15 protein-coding genes are annotated in these 16605 nt (G+C 46.2%); all 15 read left to right on the plus strand.

All coding sequences use genetic code 11. From position 1 onward, the window contains the following. The 15 genes from cheW to NYE50_RS09220 all read left to right on the plus strand — a co-directional run bounded on the left by cheW (window position 1) and on the right by NYE50_RS09220 (window position 16537). Entirely contained in the window at window positions 1-474 is a 474-nt protein-coding gene (gene cheW, locus NYE50_RS09150) for a chemotaxis protein CheW (RefSeq protein WP_003154225.1), read from the plus strand. 15 nt (window positions 475-489) lie between these two features. Then, window positions 490-1119: a CheY-P phosphatase CheC gene (gene cheC / locus NYE50_RS09155; protein ID WP_014417781.1), complete on the plus strand. Its 630-nt coding sequence runs from the start codon at window positions 490-492 to the stop codon at window positions 1117-1119. Then, a complete protein-coding gene (cheD, locus tag NYE50_RS09160) occupies window positions 1116-1616 on the plus strand; it encodes a chemoreceptor glutamine deamidase CheD (RefSeq protein ID WP_159354164.1) in 501 nt (166 codons plus the stop codon). The genes cheC and cheD overlap by 4 nt, the downstream gene beginning before the upstream one ends. A gap of 26 nt (window positions 1617-1642) precedes the next feature. Then, window positions 1643-2407, plus strand: a complete 765-nt coding sequence (gene sigD, locus NYE50_RS09165) for an RNA polymerase sigma-28 factor SigD (RefSeq protein WP_003154217.1) — start codon at window positions 1643-1645, stop codon at window positions 2405-2407. Window positions 2408-2434: 27 nt separating this feature from the next. Next, window positions 2435-2902 (plus strand): DUF6115 domain-containing protein, encoded by a 468-nt coding sequence (locus NYE50_RS09170; RefSeq protein ID WP_022553339.1) that lies wholly within the window; start codon window positions 2435-2437, stop codon window positions 2900-2902. A gap of 143 nt (window positions 2903-3045) precedes the next feature. Next, window positions 3046-3786, plus strand: coding sequence for a 30S ribosomal protein S2 (rpsB, locus tag NYE50_RS09175; protein WP_003154215.1), 741 nt, complete (start codon window positions 3046-3048; stop codon window positions 3784-3786). A 99-nt stretch (window positions 3787-3885) separates the two neighbouring features. Continuing rightward, entirely contained in the window at window positions 3886-4767 is an 882-nt protein-coding gene (tsf, locus tag NYE50_RS09180; RefSeq protein ID WP_007611455.1) for a translation elongation factor Ts, read from the plus strand. Between the two features lie 145 nt (window positions 4768-4912). Continuing rightward, the gene (gene pyrH, locus NYE50_RS09185; protein WP_003154213.1) at window positions 4913-5635 is read left to right on the plus strand and encodes a UMP kinase; all 723 of its coding nucleotides are present in this window, start codon (window positions 4913-4915) and stop codon (window positions 5633-5635) included. A gap of 2 nt (window positions 5636-5637) precedes the next feature. Beyond that, window positions 5638-6195, plus strand: coding sequence for a ribosome recycling factor (gene frr, locus NYE50_RS09190; RefSeq protein ID WP_003154212.1), 558 nt, complete (start codon window positions 5638-5640; stop codon window positions 6193-6195). A gap of 125 nt (window positions 6196-6320) precedes the next feature. Beyond that, window positions 6321-7103 carry an isoprenyl transferase gene (locus NYE50_RS09195; RefSeq protein ID WP_007611457.1) on the plus strand — a complete coding sequence of 261 codons (783 nt, stop codon included), beginning with the start codon at window positions 6321-6323 and terminating at the stop codon, window positions 7101-7103. Between the two features lie 3 nt (window positions 7104-7106). Beyond that, window positions 7107-7904 (plus strand): phosphatidate cytidylyltransferase, encoded by a 798-nt coding sequence (locus tag NYE50_RS09200; RefSeq protein WP_007409796.1) that lies wholly within the window; start codon window positions 7107-7109, stop codon window positions 7902-7904. A gap of 55 nt (window positions 7905-7959) precedes the next feature. Further along, a complete protein-coding gene (dxr, locus tag NYE50_RS09205; protein WP_159354165.1) occupies window positions 7960-9111 on the plus strand; it encodes a 1-deoxy-D-xylulose-5-phosphate reductoisomerase in 1152 nt (383 codons plus the stop codon). 6 nt (window positions 9112-9117) lie between these two features. Next, the gene (rseP, locus tag NYE50_RS09210; RefSeq protein ID WP_159354166.1) at window positions 9118-10386 is read left to right on the plus strand and encodes an RIP metalloprotease RseP; all 1269 of its coding nucleotides are present in this window, start codon (window positions 9118-9120) and stop codon (window positions 10384-10386) included. Between the two features lie 31 nt (window positions 10387-10417). Further along, complete coding sequence (gene proS / locus NYE50_RS09215; RefSeq protein ID WP_007611460.1) at window positions 10418-12112, plus strand: proline--tRNA ligase; 1695 nt, start codon at window positions 10418-10420, stop codon at window positions 12110-12112. Window positions 12113-12223: 111 nt separating this feature from the next. Next, a complete protein-coding gene (locus NYE50_RS09220) occupies window positions 12224-16537 on the plus strand; it encodes a PolC-type DNA polymerase III (RefSeq protein ID WP_159354167.1) in 4314 nt (1437 codons plus the stop codon). The last annotated feature ends 68 nt before the right edge of the window (window positions 16538-16605 follow it).

Raw genomic sequence — 16605 nt, forward strand, 5'->3', positions numbered from 1 at the left:
ATGACTGCTGAAATCAAAACAGGTGAAAAAATGATTGTGTTTATGATAAACGGGAAAGAATACGCTATCTCAGTTTCCCAGGTGAAATCAATTGAAAAGTGGCAAAAACCGACGAGGGTCCCGGGTGTGGAATCTTATATCCGCGGCGTTATTAATCTGCGCGGAGTGATTACCCCGGTTCTTGATTTAAGAAAACGTCTGAACCAGCCTGAACAGGACATCACAGAAGAGACTCGGATTATCATCATTTCTTATCGTGACGCCGATGTCGGATGGGTCGTGGATGAGGCCAATGACGTCATCACCGTGCATGAAAATGAAATCGAATCCGCGCCTGAAAGCCAGACAAAGGAAACGGATGTGTGGATTAAACAGATCGTTAAGCAAGATAACAGGCTCCTCAATATTATCGATGCGCATGCGGTGCTGGATAAAGGTGCTTCGGCATCTGCGTCCGGAGAGCCTAATGCTTAAAGGGGAAAAGACAACATGAGTAAGTTTGAAGCGATCAAAGAAGAGCAGATGGATATTTTGCGGGAAGTCGGAAATATCGGGGCGGGTCACTCGGCTTCTGCAATGGCTCAGCTGCTGAACAGAAAGATAGACATGGAAGTGCCGTTTGCGACTTTATTGACATTTGATGAGCTCGCTGATTTTTTCGGCGGGGCTGAAACGCCGGTCGCCAGTATCTTTTTAAGAATGGAAGGCGACATGACCGGCTCTATCTTTCTCATCATGCCTTTTGATCAGGCGGAACAGTTTATCAGAGAGCTGATCGGAAATCCGGATTTTGATATTGACCAGCTGGGCGAAGATCATTTGAGTTCTTCTGCTTTACATGAGTTCGGCAATATTTTAGCAGGTTCCTATTTAACGGCATTGGCTGATTTGACAAAGCTTGAGATTTACCCGAGCGTGCCGGAAATCTCACTTGATATGTTCGGCGCGGTTATCAGTGAAGGGCTGATGGAGCTCAGCCAAGTCGGAGAGCATGCCATTGTCGTGGATACTTCTATTTTTGACCAGGGCAGCCGGCAGGAGCTCAAAGCCCACATGTTTATGCTCCCGGACTATGATTCTTTTGAAAAGCTCTTCGTCTCATTGGGTGCGGCTTTATGAGCCGTGCGGAAGCCGCAGTCGTTAAAGTGGGGATTGCGGATGTTCAAGTCGCGCGTTACCCGGATAAAATCCGGACCTCGGGACTCGGTTCATGCGTGGGGATGGTTTTATACGATAAAGACAAACAAACGGCAGGACTCGTTCACGTCATGCTGCCGGACTCCGGTTTATCAAAAACGGCGGAGCTCAACCGTGCAAAATACGCGGACACCGCCGTTAAGATGACGATTGATATGCTTTTGAAAGCCGGCTGCCGCAAGTTTGCCCTGAAGGCAAAACTCGCCGGGGGAGCGGAGATGTTTAAGTTTAAAATGACGAACGACCTGATGAAAATCGGTCCGAGGAATGTAGCGGCCATCAAAGAGCAGCTTTCATTGTATAACATTCCGGTCATCAGTGAAGATACGGGCGGCTCAAGCGGCCGGACGATTGAATTTGAGCCAAAGTCCTGCATGCTGCACATTCGAACTGTTAAACAAGGTGAAACAACGATTTAATAAAGGTATGAGGTAGGGGGATAACAATGCAATCCTTGAATTATGAAGATCAGGTGCTTTGGTCGCGCTGGAAAGAGTGGAAAGATCCTAAAGCCGGTGATGATTTAATGCGCCGTTACATGCCGCTGGTCACATATCATGTCGGCAGAATTTCCGTCGGACTGCCGAAATCGGTGCATAAAGACGATCTAATGAGCCTTGGTATGCTTGGTTTATATGATGCCCTAGAAAAATTTGACCCCGGCCGGGATTTAAAATTTGATACCTATGCCTCGTTTAGAATTCGCGGTGCAATCATCGACGGGCTGCGTAAAGAAGATTGGCTGCCCAGAACTTCACGGGAGAAGACAAAAAAAGTCGAAGCGGCGATCGAAAAACTTGAACAGCGCTACCTTCGGAATGTGACGCCTTCAGAGATCGCAGAAGAGCTGGGGATGACGGAGCAGGACGTAGTATCAACGATGAATGAAGGGTTTTTTGCCAATCTCTTATCCATTGATGAAAAGCTTCACGACCAGGATGACGGTGAGAATATTCAAGTGATGATCAGAGATGACAAAAATGTGCCGCCGGAAGAAAAAATCATGAAGGACGAGCTGATCGCTCAGCTTGCGGGCAAAATTCACGAGCTTTCTGAAAAAGAGCAGCTTGTCGTCAGTTTATTCTATAAAGAAGAACTGACTTTGACCGAAATCGGACAAGTCCTGAACCTTTCGACGTCGCGGATTTCACAGATTCATTCAAAGGCGCTGTTCAAATTAAAGCACCTGCTTGAAAAAGTAATTCAATAATGAACTCATGGTTAGCGAGTGAAAAACATGTCAACACTATTATGGCTTTTAAGCTTTGTGCTTCACGGCGTACTGCTTTATGCCGTCATTATTCTGTACACGAGGTTTTCAGCCCTCAAGGAGACGGAGCGCCAGCAGAAGAAGATTCTTGAAGAGACGGAAAACACCCTTGCAGCGTTTCTGCTTGAGCTGAAAGAAGAAAATGAAAGACTCGAAGACGCAAAAAGCCGTCAAGCGCCGGACGCAGAAGACGCCGAACCCCGGCCGGAACCGAAAGAAGAGCCTGATATTCCGGACCACATGGAAAAGCTCATCAGTGCAACGGAACGGGCTGAAAGTGACGAAAACAGCGGCGCGCATTCGTTTGAAGAACGTGTTTCAGCATTATATGAACAAGGGCTCACCCCCGCGGAAATCGCCAAACGGATGCAGAGCGGAAAGACAGAAATCGAGCTGTTTTTAAAATTTCGCGGCAAAGCTGTAAAGGATTCTTGATTGTCGCATAAAGCTGTGTTATATTATTTCTTGGTGTTAAATACACACGCTTAACGATTTATGCAGAGGGTGCTGCAAACGGCAGTTCTGCACAAAAATGACCTAAGCGGAGGAAAAAAACCATTTTATTAGGAGGAAATCACATGTCAGTTATTTCTATGAAACAATTGCTTGAAGCTGGTGTTCACTTCGGCCACCAAACACGCCGCTGGAACCCAAAAATGAAGCGTTACATTTTCACGGAGCGTAACGGAATCTACATCATTGACCTTCAAAAAACAGTGAAAAAAGTAGAGGAAGCTTACAACTTCACGAAAAACCTTGCTGCTGAAGGCGGAAAAATCCTTTTCGTCGGCACAAAAAAACAAGCTCAGGATTCTGTTAAAGAAGAAGCTGTACGCTCTGGCATGTACTATGTCAACCAACGCTGGTTGGGCGGTACACTGACAAACTTCGAAACAATCCAAAAACGCATTAAGCGTCTGAAAGACATCGAGAAAATGCAAGAAAACGGTACATTTGAAGTACTTCCGAAAAAAGAAGTTGTTCAATTGAAAAAAGAATTAGAGCGTCTTGAAAAATTCCTCGGCGGAATTAAAGACATGAAGGATCTTCCTGATGCATTATTCATCATCGATCCTCGCAAAGAGCGCATCGCTGTTGCGGAAGCTCGCAAATTGAACATTCCTATCATCGGAATCGTAGATACAAACTGTGATCCTGATGAAATTGATGTCGTAATCCCTGCAAACGATGACGCAATCCGCGCTGTCAAACTTCTTACTTCTAAAATGGCAGATGCTATTCTTGAAGCGAAGCAAGGCGAAGAAGAAGCGGAAGCTGCTGAAGAGACTGCACCTGAAACAGAAACGACAACTGCGTAACCTAATCAAAAGGTGATAGAAGGGACTGCCTTTTATCACCTTTTTTCAAGAAAAATGTATCTATACATATCTTGTTTACACATATAAGGAGGAATTCAAATGGCTATTACTGCACAGCAGGTAAAAGAACTGCGTCAAAAAACAGGCGCTGGTATGATGGACTGTAAAAAAGCATTGACTGAAACTGACGGAGATATGGACAAAGCAATCGACCTTCTGAGAGAAAAAGGAATTGCGAAAGCGGCTAAAAAAGCTGACCGTATCGCTGCTGAAGGTTCTACTCTTATTAAAACTGACGGCAACAAAGGCGTTATCTTAGAAGTAAACTCTGAAACTGATTTCGTTGCGAAAAACGAAGGCTTCAAAGAGCTTCTGAACACGCTTGCTGACCACCTTCTTGCAAACGCTCCTGCTGATCTTGAAGAAGCAATGGGTCAAAAGATGGAAAACGGTTCTACTGTTGAAGAATACATCACAAGCAACGTTGCTAAAATCGGAGAGAAAATCACTCTTCGCCGTTTTGCTGTTATTTCAAAAGAAGACAGCGAAGCGTTCGGTGCTTACCTTCACATGGGAGGCCGCATCGGCGTATTATCCGTTCTTAGCGGAACAACTGACGAAGATCTTGCAAAAGACATCGCGATGCATGTTGCAGCGGTAAATCCTCGTTACATTTCCCGCGACCAAGTGTCTGAAGAAGAAGCAAACCATGAGCGTCAGATCCTGACTCAGCAAGCTCTTCAAGAAGGCAAACCGGAAAACATCGTAGCTAAAATGGTTGAAGGCCGTCTGAACAAATTCTTCGAAGAAATTTGCTTATTAGACCAAGCTTTCGTTAAAAACCCAGACGAAAAAGTGAAACAAGTTGTGGCTGCGAAAAACGCATCTGTTAAAACTTACGTCCGCTACGAAGTTGGAGAAGGTATTGAAAAACGCCAAGAAAACTTTGCTGAAGAAGTTATGAACCAAGTGAAAAAATAATGGCGGAAAGCCTTGGCGAATCTTTCGCGGCTTTTCAGGCAGTATAGGGGACACTACTTGTGTTCCCTATTTTTAAAACTATATTTACAAACCTTTTTTTCTCTTGCATAATAGGAAACGGCAATGTTTACACTTGGAGGTTATTATGGAAAAACCAAAATACAATCGTATCGTTTTAAAGCTTAGCGGAGAAGCATTGGCAGGAGAGCAGGGAAACGGCATTAATCCGACTGTCATCCAATCCATCGCTAAACAGGTAAAAGAAATCGCTGAGCTTGACGTCGAAGTGGCCGTAGTCGTAGGCGGCGGCAACTTATGGCGCGGAAAAACAGGCAGTGACTTAGGAATGGACCGTGCGACGGCCGATTATATGGGCATGCTTGCTACTGTCATGAACTCACTTGCCCTGCAGGACAGCCTGGAAACGCTCGGAATTCAGTCCAGAGTGCAGACATCAATTGAAATGCGTCAGGTCGCTGAGCCTTACATCAGAAGAAAAGCCATCCGCCACCTGGAGAAAAAACGCGTTGTTATTTTTGCCGCGGGAACAGGAAACCCTTATTTCTCTACGGACACAACCGCAGCGCTGCGTGCCGCTGAAATCGAAGCGGACGTGATCTTAATGGCGAAAAATAATGTCGACGGTGTGTATAATGCTGATCCGAGAAAAGATGAGTCAGCCGTTAAATACGAAAAATTATCTTATCTCGATGTGTTAAAAGACGGGCTGGAAGTCATGGATTCTACGGCTTCTTCACTATGTATGGATAATGATATTCCGCTGATCGTCTTTTCTATTATGGAAGAAGGAAATATTAAGCGTGCCGTAATCGGCGAATCAATCGGAACGATCGTAAGGGGGAAATAACGTTGTCAAACGAAGTATTAACACAAACAAAAGAACGCATGGAAAAAGCGGTTGCCGCTTATTCACGTGAATTGGCGTCAGTCCGTGCAGGACGTGCCAACCCATCTCTATTGGATAAAGTGACAGTAGAATACTACGGTGCCCAAACACCTTTAAACCAGCTGTCTTCCATCAATGTGCCTGAAGCGCGTATGCTTGTTGTCACACCGTATGACAAAACGGCAATCGGCGATATTGAAAAAGCGATTCTGAAAGCTGATCTTGGCGTAACGCCGACAAGTGACGGCACAATTATCCGCATCGCGATCCCGGCTCTGACGGAAGAAAGACGTAAAGAACTTGTCAAAGTCGTGAAAAAATACGCGGAAGAAGCGAAAGTAGCAGTCCGTAATGTCCGCCGTGACAGCAACGATGACCTCAAAAAACTTGAGAAAAACGGAGACATTACAGAAGACGAGCTTCGTGCTTCCAGTGAAGACGTTCAAAAGCTGACAGATGAATATGTGTCAAAAATTGACAGCGTCACGAAGGACAAAGAAAAAGAAATCATGGAAGTTTAATGAAAAACTATGTACAATAGATAATGTGAAAAGACCCTCTCATGTTTACAGGGGGTTTTTTTGTTAATACTGTTGATTACATTGATCATCAGCAACGCAACCTTTTTGGGTGACGGAGGAATCTCATGCTCAACATACTCAAAAATTGGAAGAATCAGCAGAATGCGGCTTCCAACTTAGAACGGTATACAAAAGAAGACATACTGAAGGGTGAAATTCCCGCACACATTGCCATTATTATGGACGGAAACGGACGCTGGGCGAAGAAGCGCTCACTCCCTCGGATTGCAGGACATCATGAAGGAATGAAAGTGGTAAAAAGGGTGACAAAGCTCGCAAGTCAGCTCGGCGTTAAAGTTCTGACTCTTTATGCGTTTTCAACGGAGAACTGGAAGCGCCCGAAGATGGAAGTCGACTTTTTGATGAAGCTTCCGGAAGAGTTCCTGAATACGTATCTTCCTGAATTAATAGAGGAAAATGTACAGGTGAAAATTATCGGAGATGAATCCGCGCTCCCTTCTCATACGTACAGGGCGATTGAGAAGGCCGTAAAAGATACAGAACAAAATGACGGGCTGATTCTCAATTTCGCTTTGAACTACGGCGGACGCACGGAAATCGTCAATGCGGCAAAAGCACTGGCTGAACAGGTGAAAAGCGGCACGCTGAATATCGAAGACATTGATGAAGCGCTCTTTTCCGGGCATTTAATGACAGAATCAATCCAGGACCCGGAGCTGCTCATCAGAACGAGCGGAGAAATCAGATTGAGCAACTTTATGCTTTGGCAGGTGGCTTACAGTGAATTTGTTTTTACAGATGTCCTGTGGCCCGATTTTAAAGAAGATCACTTTCTGCAGGCAGTGGGAGAATTTCAGCAGCGGGGCCGGAGGTTTGGCGGAATTTAGAGGATGGTGGAAATGAAACAAAGATTGTTAACAGGTGTTCTGGCAGCGGCACTATTTTTATTTTTGGTTATTTTCGGAGGATTGCCGTTCACCGTATTTGTTTACGTGATGGGAAGTATAGCGCTTTTTGAGCTTTTGCGGATGAAAAAGCTCAGATTTTTTTCTTTTCCGGGTCTGATCAGCCTCTTGTTGTTATGGCTGTATATGATGCCGGACAAGTATCATTTTTTCGATGCGAAAATGGAAGTAACGATTTTCGCCGTATTGATTCTGCTCAGCTATACGGTGCTCGTGAAAAACACCTTTACGTTTGACGAAGTCGGGTTTATCGTTCTCGCGACGGTATATATCGGACTGTGTTTTCATTATTTTATTGAAATCAGAAACATTGAAACAAACGGGCTTTTGTATATCTTTTATGCCTGCGTTGTCATATGGTCAACGGACTCAGGCGCATATTTCGTCGGAAAGTCGCTCGGGAAGCGGAAGCTGTGGCCCGAAATCAGTCCTAACAAAACAGTGGAAGGGTTTCTCGGCGGTATTGTCATCGCCCTTATTTTTACGGCTGTTTTTCAGCTGTTTGCGCACCTTCCGATTTCATACCCGGTTCTTTTGGTCATCACGCTTGTTCTGTCTGTGTTCGGACAGATCGGGGATTTGGTTGAATCAGCGCTTAAGCGGCACTATGATGTGAAGGATTCGGGAAAAATCCTTCCCGGGCACGGCGGCATTTTAGATCGATTTGACAGCTTTTTGTTTGTCATGCCGTTCTTATACTTTCTGCTTGCGCTTTTTTCATGAGAAAGGCTAATATGAAAATAAGACCGGTCTGGACGCATAGAATGGGAGTGGCATTTTGAAGAATATTTGTCTTTTAGGAGCAACAGGATCAATAGGGGAGCAGACGTTAGACGTATTGCGCATGCATCAAGATCAGTTCCGTCTCGTCTCGATGACTTTCGGTAAAAACGCCGAGAAAGCGATCCCGTTGATCAGAACGTTTGAGCCGAAATATGTAGCAGTCGGCGACATGGATACATACCAAAAAGTGAAAGAAGCGTCTTTTTCTCATGAATGTCAAATCGGCATCGGAGAAGAAGGCCTGATTGAAGCGGCAGTCATGGACGAAGTGGATATCGTCGTCAATGCGCTGCTTGGAAGCGTCGGTTTAATCCCGACTTTGAAAGCGATTGAACAGAAAAAAACAATTGCGCTTGCAAATAAGGAAACTCTCGTCACTGCCGGGCATATAGTGAAAGGACACGCAAAACGATACGGTGTTCCTCTTCTTCCGGTCGACAGCGAACATTCCGCTATTTTTCAGGCGCTGCAAGGCGAACAGAGCAAAAATATCGAGCGCCTGATCATTACGGCATCCGGCGGCAGTTTCAGAGATAAAACGCGGCAGGAGCTTGAGTCTGTAACGATTGCCGACGCCCTTAACCACCCGAACTGGTCGATGGGCGCAAAAATTACGATTGACTCGGCTACAATGATGAATAAAGGACTTGAAGTTATTGAGGCGCATTGGCTGTTTGACATTCCGTATGAACAGATTGACGTTGTATTACATAAGGAGAGCATCATTCATTCGATGGTTGAATTTCACGACAGAAGCGTCATCGCCCAGCTCGGAAATCCGGACATGAGGGTGCCGATTCAATATGCGCTGACATATCCGGACCGGCTGCCTCTGCCTGAAACAAAAAGGCTTGAATTATGGGAGATCGGAAGCCTTCATTTTGCGAAAGCTGACTTTGAAAGGTTCCGCTGCTTACAATTTGCCTTTGAATCAGGTAAAATAGGGGGAACAATGCCGACGGTTTTAAATGCGGCCAACGAAGAAGCCGTTGCCGCTTTTCTTGCCGGCCGGATTTCATTCTTATCGATTGAGGACCTGATTGAAAAAGCATTGGACCGCCACAGCGTAATTCAGGATCCGAGTCTTGCGGATATCCAAGAAGTGGACAAAGACACCCGTGGATACGTTAATTCAATACTCACATAAGGTGGTATGTTCGTGAATACAGTTATCGCGTTTATTATTATTTTCGGAACGCTCGTTTTTTTCCATGAGCTCGGGCATTTATTGCTCGCCCAAAGAGCGGGAATCCTTTGCCGTGAATTTGCGATCGGCTTCGGCCCTAAAATCTTTTCATTTAAAAAGAATGAAACCGTGTATACGATCAGACTCCTTCCGGTCGGCGGGTTCGTCCGCATGGCCGGTGAAGACCCGGAGATGATCGAAGTCAAACCCGGTTATACCGTCGGGCTTCTTTTTAATAAAGATGACGAAGTGGAAAAAGTCATCATTAATCAAAAGGAAAAATATCCTGACGCTTTAATTATCGAGGTGGAGACGGCTGATCTTGAGCACGAAATGAAGATTACCGGGTACGAGCAGGGGAAAGAAGATGAACTGGCGGGCTTTACTGTCAGTCAGACCTCTTTTTTTATCGTAGACGGAGAAGAAGTGCAGATTGCGCCTTACAATCGACAATTCGGGTCTAAACCCGTATGGAAGCGGATTAAGGCGATTGCTGCCGGTCCGATAATGAACTTCATCTTAGCGTATGTCATTCTCGTCATGCTTGGATTCATTCAAGGCGTGCCTTCAAATCAGCCTGAGCTCGGGAAGCTGACAGACAATGGACGCGCAGCGGCTGCCGGTCTAAAAGAAGGCGACTATATCCAGAGCATTAACGGTGAAAAAATGAGGTCATGGACCGACATCGTGACAGCGGTAAAAGAAAATCCCGGAAAAAAAATCGATGTCGCCGTCAAACGGGACGGCAAATCGTTTCATATCTGGGTTACACCTGAAGCTGTAAAAGATGAAAATAAAAAAACAATCGGCCGCTTCGGCTCTTATGCGCCGACTGAAAAAGGCGCGCTTGCAGCGATCGCCTACGGCGCGACATCTACCGTTGATGTCACAAAAGCGATTCTGACCAATCTGGGCAAAATTGTGACAGGCCAGTTTAAGCTTGATATGCTTTCGGGTCCTGTCGGCATTTATGATATGACGGATCAAGTTGCAAAAACCGGCATCATCAACTTATTGCGGTTTGCGGCGTTTTTAAGCATCAACCTGGGAATCGTCAACCTGCTGCCGATACCGGCGCTTGACGGCGGGCGGCTGCTGTTTTTATTCATTGAAGCAATCCGCGGCAAGCCGATAAACCGTGACAAGGAAGCATTTGTCGTATTTATCGGCGTAGCTTTCTTAATGCTTCTTATGCTGGTTGTCACATGGAACGATATCCAGCGTTTATTCTTATAATTGACTAGTAAAAAATCAGAGGTGCGAAGACATGAGACAAAGTTTGACGCTTATTCCGACCCTGAGAGAAGTGCCGGCTGATGCTGAAGCAAAAAGCCATAAGCTTCTGCTGAGAGCGGGATTTATCAGACAAAATACGAGCGGGGTTTACAGCTACATGCCCCTGGCTTACAGGGTCATTCAAAACATTCAGAAGATCGTGCGTGAAGAAATGGAAAAAATCAACGCGGTGGAAATGCTGATGCCGGCCCTTCAGCAGGCTGAAACATGGCAGGAATCAGGCAGGTGGTATACGTACGGGCCTGAATTAATGCGTCTGAAAGACCGCCACGGCCGTGAATTTGCTTTAGGCGCGACACATGAAGAAGTCATTACTTCTCTCGTGCGCGATGAGGTGAAATCTTATAAGCGTCTGCCGCTCACTCTTTACCAGATCCAGTCTAAATTCAGAGATGAAAAACGCCCGCGTTTCGGGTTACTGCGCGGACGCGAATTCATCATGAAAGATGCGTATTCTTTCCATGCTTCTGAAGAAAGTCTGGAGGAAACATACCAAAACATGTACGGCGCATACAGCAGCATTTTCGCACGCTGTGAATTAAACGTCCGTCCCGTTATTGCCGACTCGGGCGCGATGGGCGGAAAAGATACGCATGAATTTATGGCTCTTTCTGAAATAGGGGAAGATACCATCGCTTATTCCGATGGATCCTCTTACGCAGCCAATACGGAAATGGCGGAAGTTGTCATGAACAGCGAGCCGTCAGATGAAACACCCGAGGCATTGGAGAAAATTGATACGCCGAATGTCAAAAGCATTGAAGAACTCGCTTCGTTCTTGCAGATCGAGCCGAGCGCCTGCATCAAATCAATGCTGTTTAAAGCTGATGACCGATTTGTTCTCGTGTTAGTAAGAGGCGATCATGAGGTCAATGACGTGAAAGTGAAAAACCTTCTGAACGCGGAAGTGGTTGAGCTTGCGTCTCATGAAGAAGTAGCGGAGAAACTTGGCACGGAGCCGGGATTTGCGGGGCCGATCGGCGCTGCCGGCGACATTGAGATTTATGCCGACCAAGCCGTGAAAGTCATGGTAAACGCTGTTAGCGGCGCGAATGAAAAAGACCGTCATTACCGAAACGTAAACATCGAACGTGACGCGTCAGTAAAAGCATATGCCGATCTTCGAATCATTCAGGAAGGCGATCCGTCACCTGACGGAAAAGGCACGATCCGTTTCGCTGAAGGGATTGAGGTCGGACAAGTCTTTAAACTCGGCACGCGTTACTCTGAAGCGATGAATGCGACATACCTTGATGAAAACGGGCGTGCGCAGCCGATGCTGATGGGATGTTACGGAATCGGCGTGTCCAGAACGCTTTCAGCCATCGCTGAACAGCATCACGACGAAAAAGGCTTGATCTGGCCGAAAAGCGTTGCTCCGTATGATCTTCATATTTTGGCGCTGAATATGAAAAACGAAGCGCAAAAAGAGCTTGCTGAACAGCTTTACGGCAAATTCCAGGCGGAAGGTTATGAGGTATTATACGATGACCGCGCTGAACGCGCAGGCGTGAAATTTGCTGATTCTGATCTGATCGGCCTTCCGATCCGCATCACTGTCGGAAAACGTGCCGACGAGGGCATCGTAGAAGTGAAAATCCGCAAAACCGGTGAATCTGCCGAAGTTTCAGTGGATGAGCTTTCTGAATTTATCAAGACGAAGTAATCACCATAACGAATCATACAAAATCATGTTAAAATAGAGAAAAAAGAAGGTACCTCATCACCTGCGGAGGTACCTTCACTTATGATGTTTTAAGGGAGGGATACTGTCTGAATGGAACAGTTATCAGTAAACAGAAGACAGTTTCAGATTCTTCTGCAGCAGCTTAATATGACAGATGATACCTTCATGACATACTTTGAAGACGGAGAGATTGATAAACTGACAATCCATAAAGCAGAAAAAGCCTGGCATTTCCAATTTCGCTTTAAGGCTCTTTTGCCGTATCAAATATATGATTCATTCATGATGAGGTTAACACAATCGTTTGCTCACATCGCACGTGTCACATCGTCTGTTCAGGTCATTGACCCTACAGTGACAGAGGAGCTTGTACAGGATTATTGGACACGCTGTATTGAAGAGCTTGAAGGAACCTCGCCGCCGATGGTGGCTCTTTTGAATCAGCAGAAGCCGAAGCTCAAGGGAAACAAGCTGATCGTGAAAACAAAAACAGATACAGAAGCATCTGCGCTCAAAAATAAATACAGCGCACTGATTCAGCACAGCTATCGCCAATTCGGCTTTCCGGAACTGCAGCTGGATACCGAAATTTTCGTATCTGACCAAGAAGTCCAGAAATTCCGCGAGCAAAAGCTTGCTGAAGATCAGGAGCGGGCGATGCAGGCGCTTATCGAGATGGAGAAGAAGGAAAAAGAGGGCGATGAGGATCAGGCACCGTCCGGACCGCTTGTCATCGGCTATCAAATTAAAGAGAACGAAGAAATCCGGACGCTTGACAGCATCATGGATGAAGAAAGAAGAATTACAGTGCAGGGGTTTGTGTTTGATGCTGAAACACGCGAGCTGAAAAGCGGACGCACGCTCTGCATTTTCAAAATCACGGACTATACAAACAGCATTTTAGTAAAAATGTTCGCCCGAGAAAAAGAAGACGCCGCTTTGATGAAAACGCTGAAAAAAGGCATGTGGGTGAAGGCGCGGGGAAGCATTCAAAACGATACATTCGTCAGAGACCTCGTCATGATTGCAAATGACGTGAATGAAATAAAAGCCAAAACCCGTGAAGACACCGCTCCTGAAGGCGAAAAACGGGTTGAGCTTCATCTGCATTCTCCGATGAGCCAAATGGATGCTGTAACGGGCATCGGAAAGCTTGTCGAACAGGCGAAAAAATGGGGACATGAAGCGATTGCGTTAACTGATCATGCCGTTGTGCAGTCTTTCCCGGATGCCTATTCCGCCGCGAAAAAACACGGCATTAAAATGATTTACGGAATGGAAGCCAATATCGTAGATGACGGCGTTCCGATCGCATACAATCCAGCTCACCGTCTCCTGGAAGAAGACACATACGTCGTCTTTGACGTTGAAACGACAGGTCTGTCCGCAGTGTATGACACCATCATTGAGCTTGCTGCAGTCAAAATAAGAGGCGGAGAAATCATCGATAAATTCGAAGCGTTCGCCAATCCGCACCATCCGCTGTCAGCAACGACGATAGAGCTTACCGGGATTACGGACGACATGGTCCGCGACGCTCCCGATGTCGTTGACGTCGTCCGGGATTTTAAAGAATGGATCGGCGATGACGTGCTTGTGGCTCATAACGCCAGCTTTGATATGGGATTTTTAAATGTGGCGTACAAGCGACTTTTGAAAACGGAAAAAGCGAAAAATCCGGTCATTGATACGCTGGAACTCGCGCGTTTCCTGTATCCTGAGTTTAAAAATCACCGCTTAAATACGTTATGTAAGAAGTTTGATATCGAATTAACCCAGCATCACCGAGCGGTTTTTGACGCTGAAGCAACGGGCTACCTGCTGTTGAAAATGCTCAAAGATGCCGCTGAAAAAGACATTTTTTATCATGATCAGCTGAATGAGAATATGGGACAATCCAATGCTTATCAGAGATCAAGGCCTTATCACGCTACATTGCTTGCCGTGAATGAGACCGGCCTTAAAAATCTGTTTAAGCTCGTGTCCATTTCTCATATTCAATATTTCTACAGAGTGCCGCGCATTCCGAGGTCGCAGCTTAATAAATACAGAGAAGGTCTGTTAATCGGCTCTGCCTGTGACAGGGGTGAGGTCTTTGAAGGCATGATGCAAAAATCTCCTGAAGAGGTTGAAGATATCGCATCCTTCTATGATTATCTTGAAGTGCAGCCGCCGGAAGTATACAGACACCTTCTGCAGCTTGAGCTCGTCCGGGATGAAAAAGCGCTGAAAGAAATCATCGCCAACATTACAAAGCTCGGAGAAAAATTGAATAAGCCGGTCGTGGCTACGGGAAATGTCCACTATTTAAACGATGAGGATAAAATTTACCGGAAGATCTTAATATCTTCCCAAGGCGGCGCCAACCCGTTAAACAGACACGAACTGCCTAAAGTGCACTTCAGAACGACAGATGAAATGCTGGAGGCTTTCTCCTTCCTCGGTGCGGAAAAAGCGAAAGAAATCGTGGTTGACAATACGCAGAAAGTCGCTTCGATGATCAATGAGATCAAACCGATCAAAGACGATCTGTACACGCCGAAAATTGACGGGGCTGATGAAGAAATCCGTGAAATGAGCTATCAGCGCGCCAGAAGCATTTACGGTGAAGAGCTTCCCGAAATTGTGGAAGCGAGAATAGAAAAAGAATTAAAAAGTATCATCGGTCATGGGTTCGCCGTTATTTATCTCATCTCTCATAAGCTTGTAAAACGGTCTCTGGATGACGGTTATCTCGTCGGCTCCCGGGGGTCCGTCGGTTCATCGCTTGTGGCGACCTTAACGGAAATCACTGAAGTGAACCCGCTCGCTCCGCACTACGTGTGCCCGAGCTGCCGATATTCCGAATTCTTTAATGACGGATCAGTCGGTTCCGGTTTTGACCTTCCGGATAAAAGCTGCCCGTCTTGCGGTACACCTTTGAAAAAGGACGGACATGATATCCCGTTTGAAACGTTCTTAGGCTTTAAAGGTGACAAAGTACCCGATATCGACTTGAACTTCTCAGGTGAGTATCAGCCCCATGCCCATAACTACACGAAAGTATTGTTCGGTGAAGATAACGTGTATCGCGCGGGAACGATCGGCACCGTCGCGGAAAAGACGGCTTACGGATATGTGAAAGGCTATGCGGGCGATCACAACCTACACATGCGCGGCGCGGAGATCGACCGTCTGGTTCAAGGCTGCACCGGCGTTAAGAGAACGACCGGCCAGCACCCGGGGGGGATTATCGTTGTCCCGGATTACATGGATATTTACGATTTTTCACCGATACAATTCCCGGCAGATGCGACGGGGTCTGAATGGAAAACGACTCATTTTGACTTCCACTCCATTCATGACAACCTGCTGAAGCTTGATATATTGGGGCACGATGATCCGACAGTCATCCGGATGCTCCAGGATTTAAGCGGAATTGATCCGAAGACGATTCCGACAGATGATCCGGAAGTTATGAAGATTTTCCAAGGCACAGAATCGCTCGGCGTCACTGAAGAGCAGATCGGCTGTAAAACGGGGACGCTCGGCATTCCTGAATTCGGGACGCGATTTGTGCGGCAGATGCTTGAGGATACGAAGCCGACGACGTTCTCCGAGCTTGTCCAGATTTCCGGGCTTTCTCACGGAACGGACGTATGGCTCGGCAATGCGCAGGAACTGATACACAACAATACGTGTGAACTTAGCGAAGTGATCGGCTGCCGTGATGACATTATGGTTTACTTGATCTATCAGGGCCTTGAGCCTTCACTGGCCTTTAAAATCATGGAATTCGTCCGTAAAGGCAAAGGCCTGACGCCGGAATGGGAAGAAGAAATGAAAAAGAACAATGTGCCGAACTGGTATATTGATTCATGCAAAAAAATCAAATACATGTTCCCGAAAGCCCACGCCGCCGCATACGTGCTGATGGCGGTGCGGATTGCATACTTTAAAGTGCATCACGCGCTTTTATATTATGCTGCGTATTTTACCGTCCGCGCAGATGACTTTGACATTGATACAATGATTAAAGGCTCGACCGCCATCAGAGCGGTGATGGATGATATCAGCTCTAAAGGGCTTGATGCTTCGCCGAAGGAGAAAAACCTCCTTACCGTGTTAGAGCTTGCGCTTGAAATGTGTGAGCGCGGCTATTCTTTCCAGAAGGTCGATCTATACCGTTCGAGCGCTTCGGAATTTATCATTGACGGCAACAGTCTCATCCCGCCGTTCAACTCAATTCCGGGACTCGGAACCAACGCCGCTCTCAATATTGTGAAAGCGCGGAAAGAAGGGGAGTTCCTTTCAAAAGAGGATCTTCAAAAACGAGGAAAAGTGTCAAAAACCATTTTAGAGTATTTAGACCGTCACGGCTGTCTTGAGTCGCTTCCGGACCAAAATCAGCTGTCTCTGTTTTAAGCTTTGTGCACAGCCTCCGAGCGGAGTTTGATTTGCATTAAATATATGGTTATGGTATAGTTTTATTG

The organism is Bacillus sp. EU55 (genome assembly GCF_038005925.1).
Lineage (GTDB): Bacteria > Bacillota > Bacilli > Bacillales > Bacillaceae > Bacillus > Bacillus velezensis.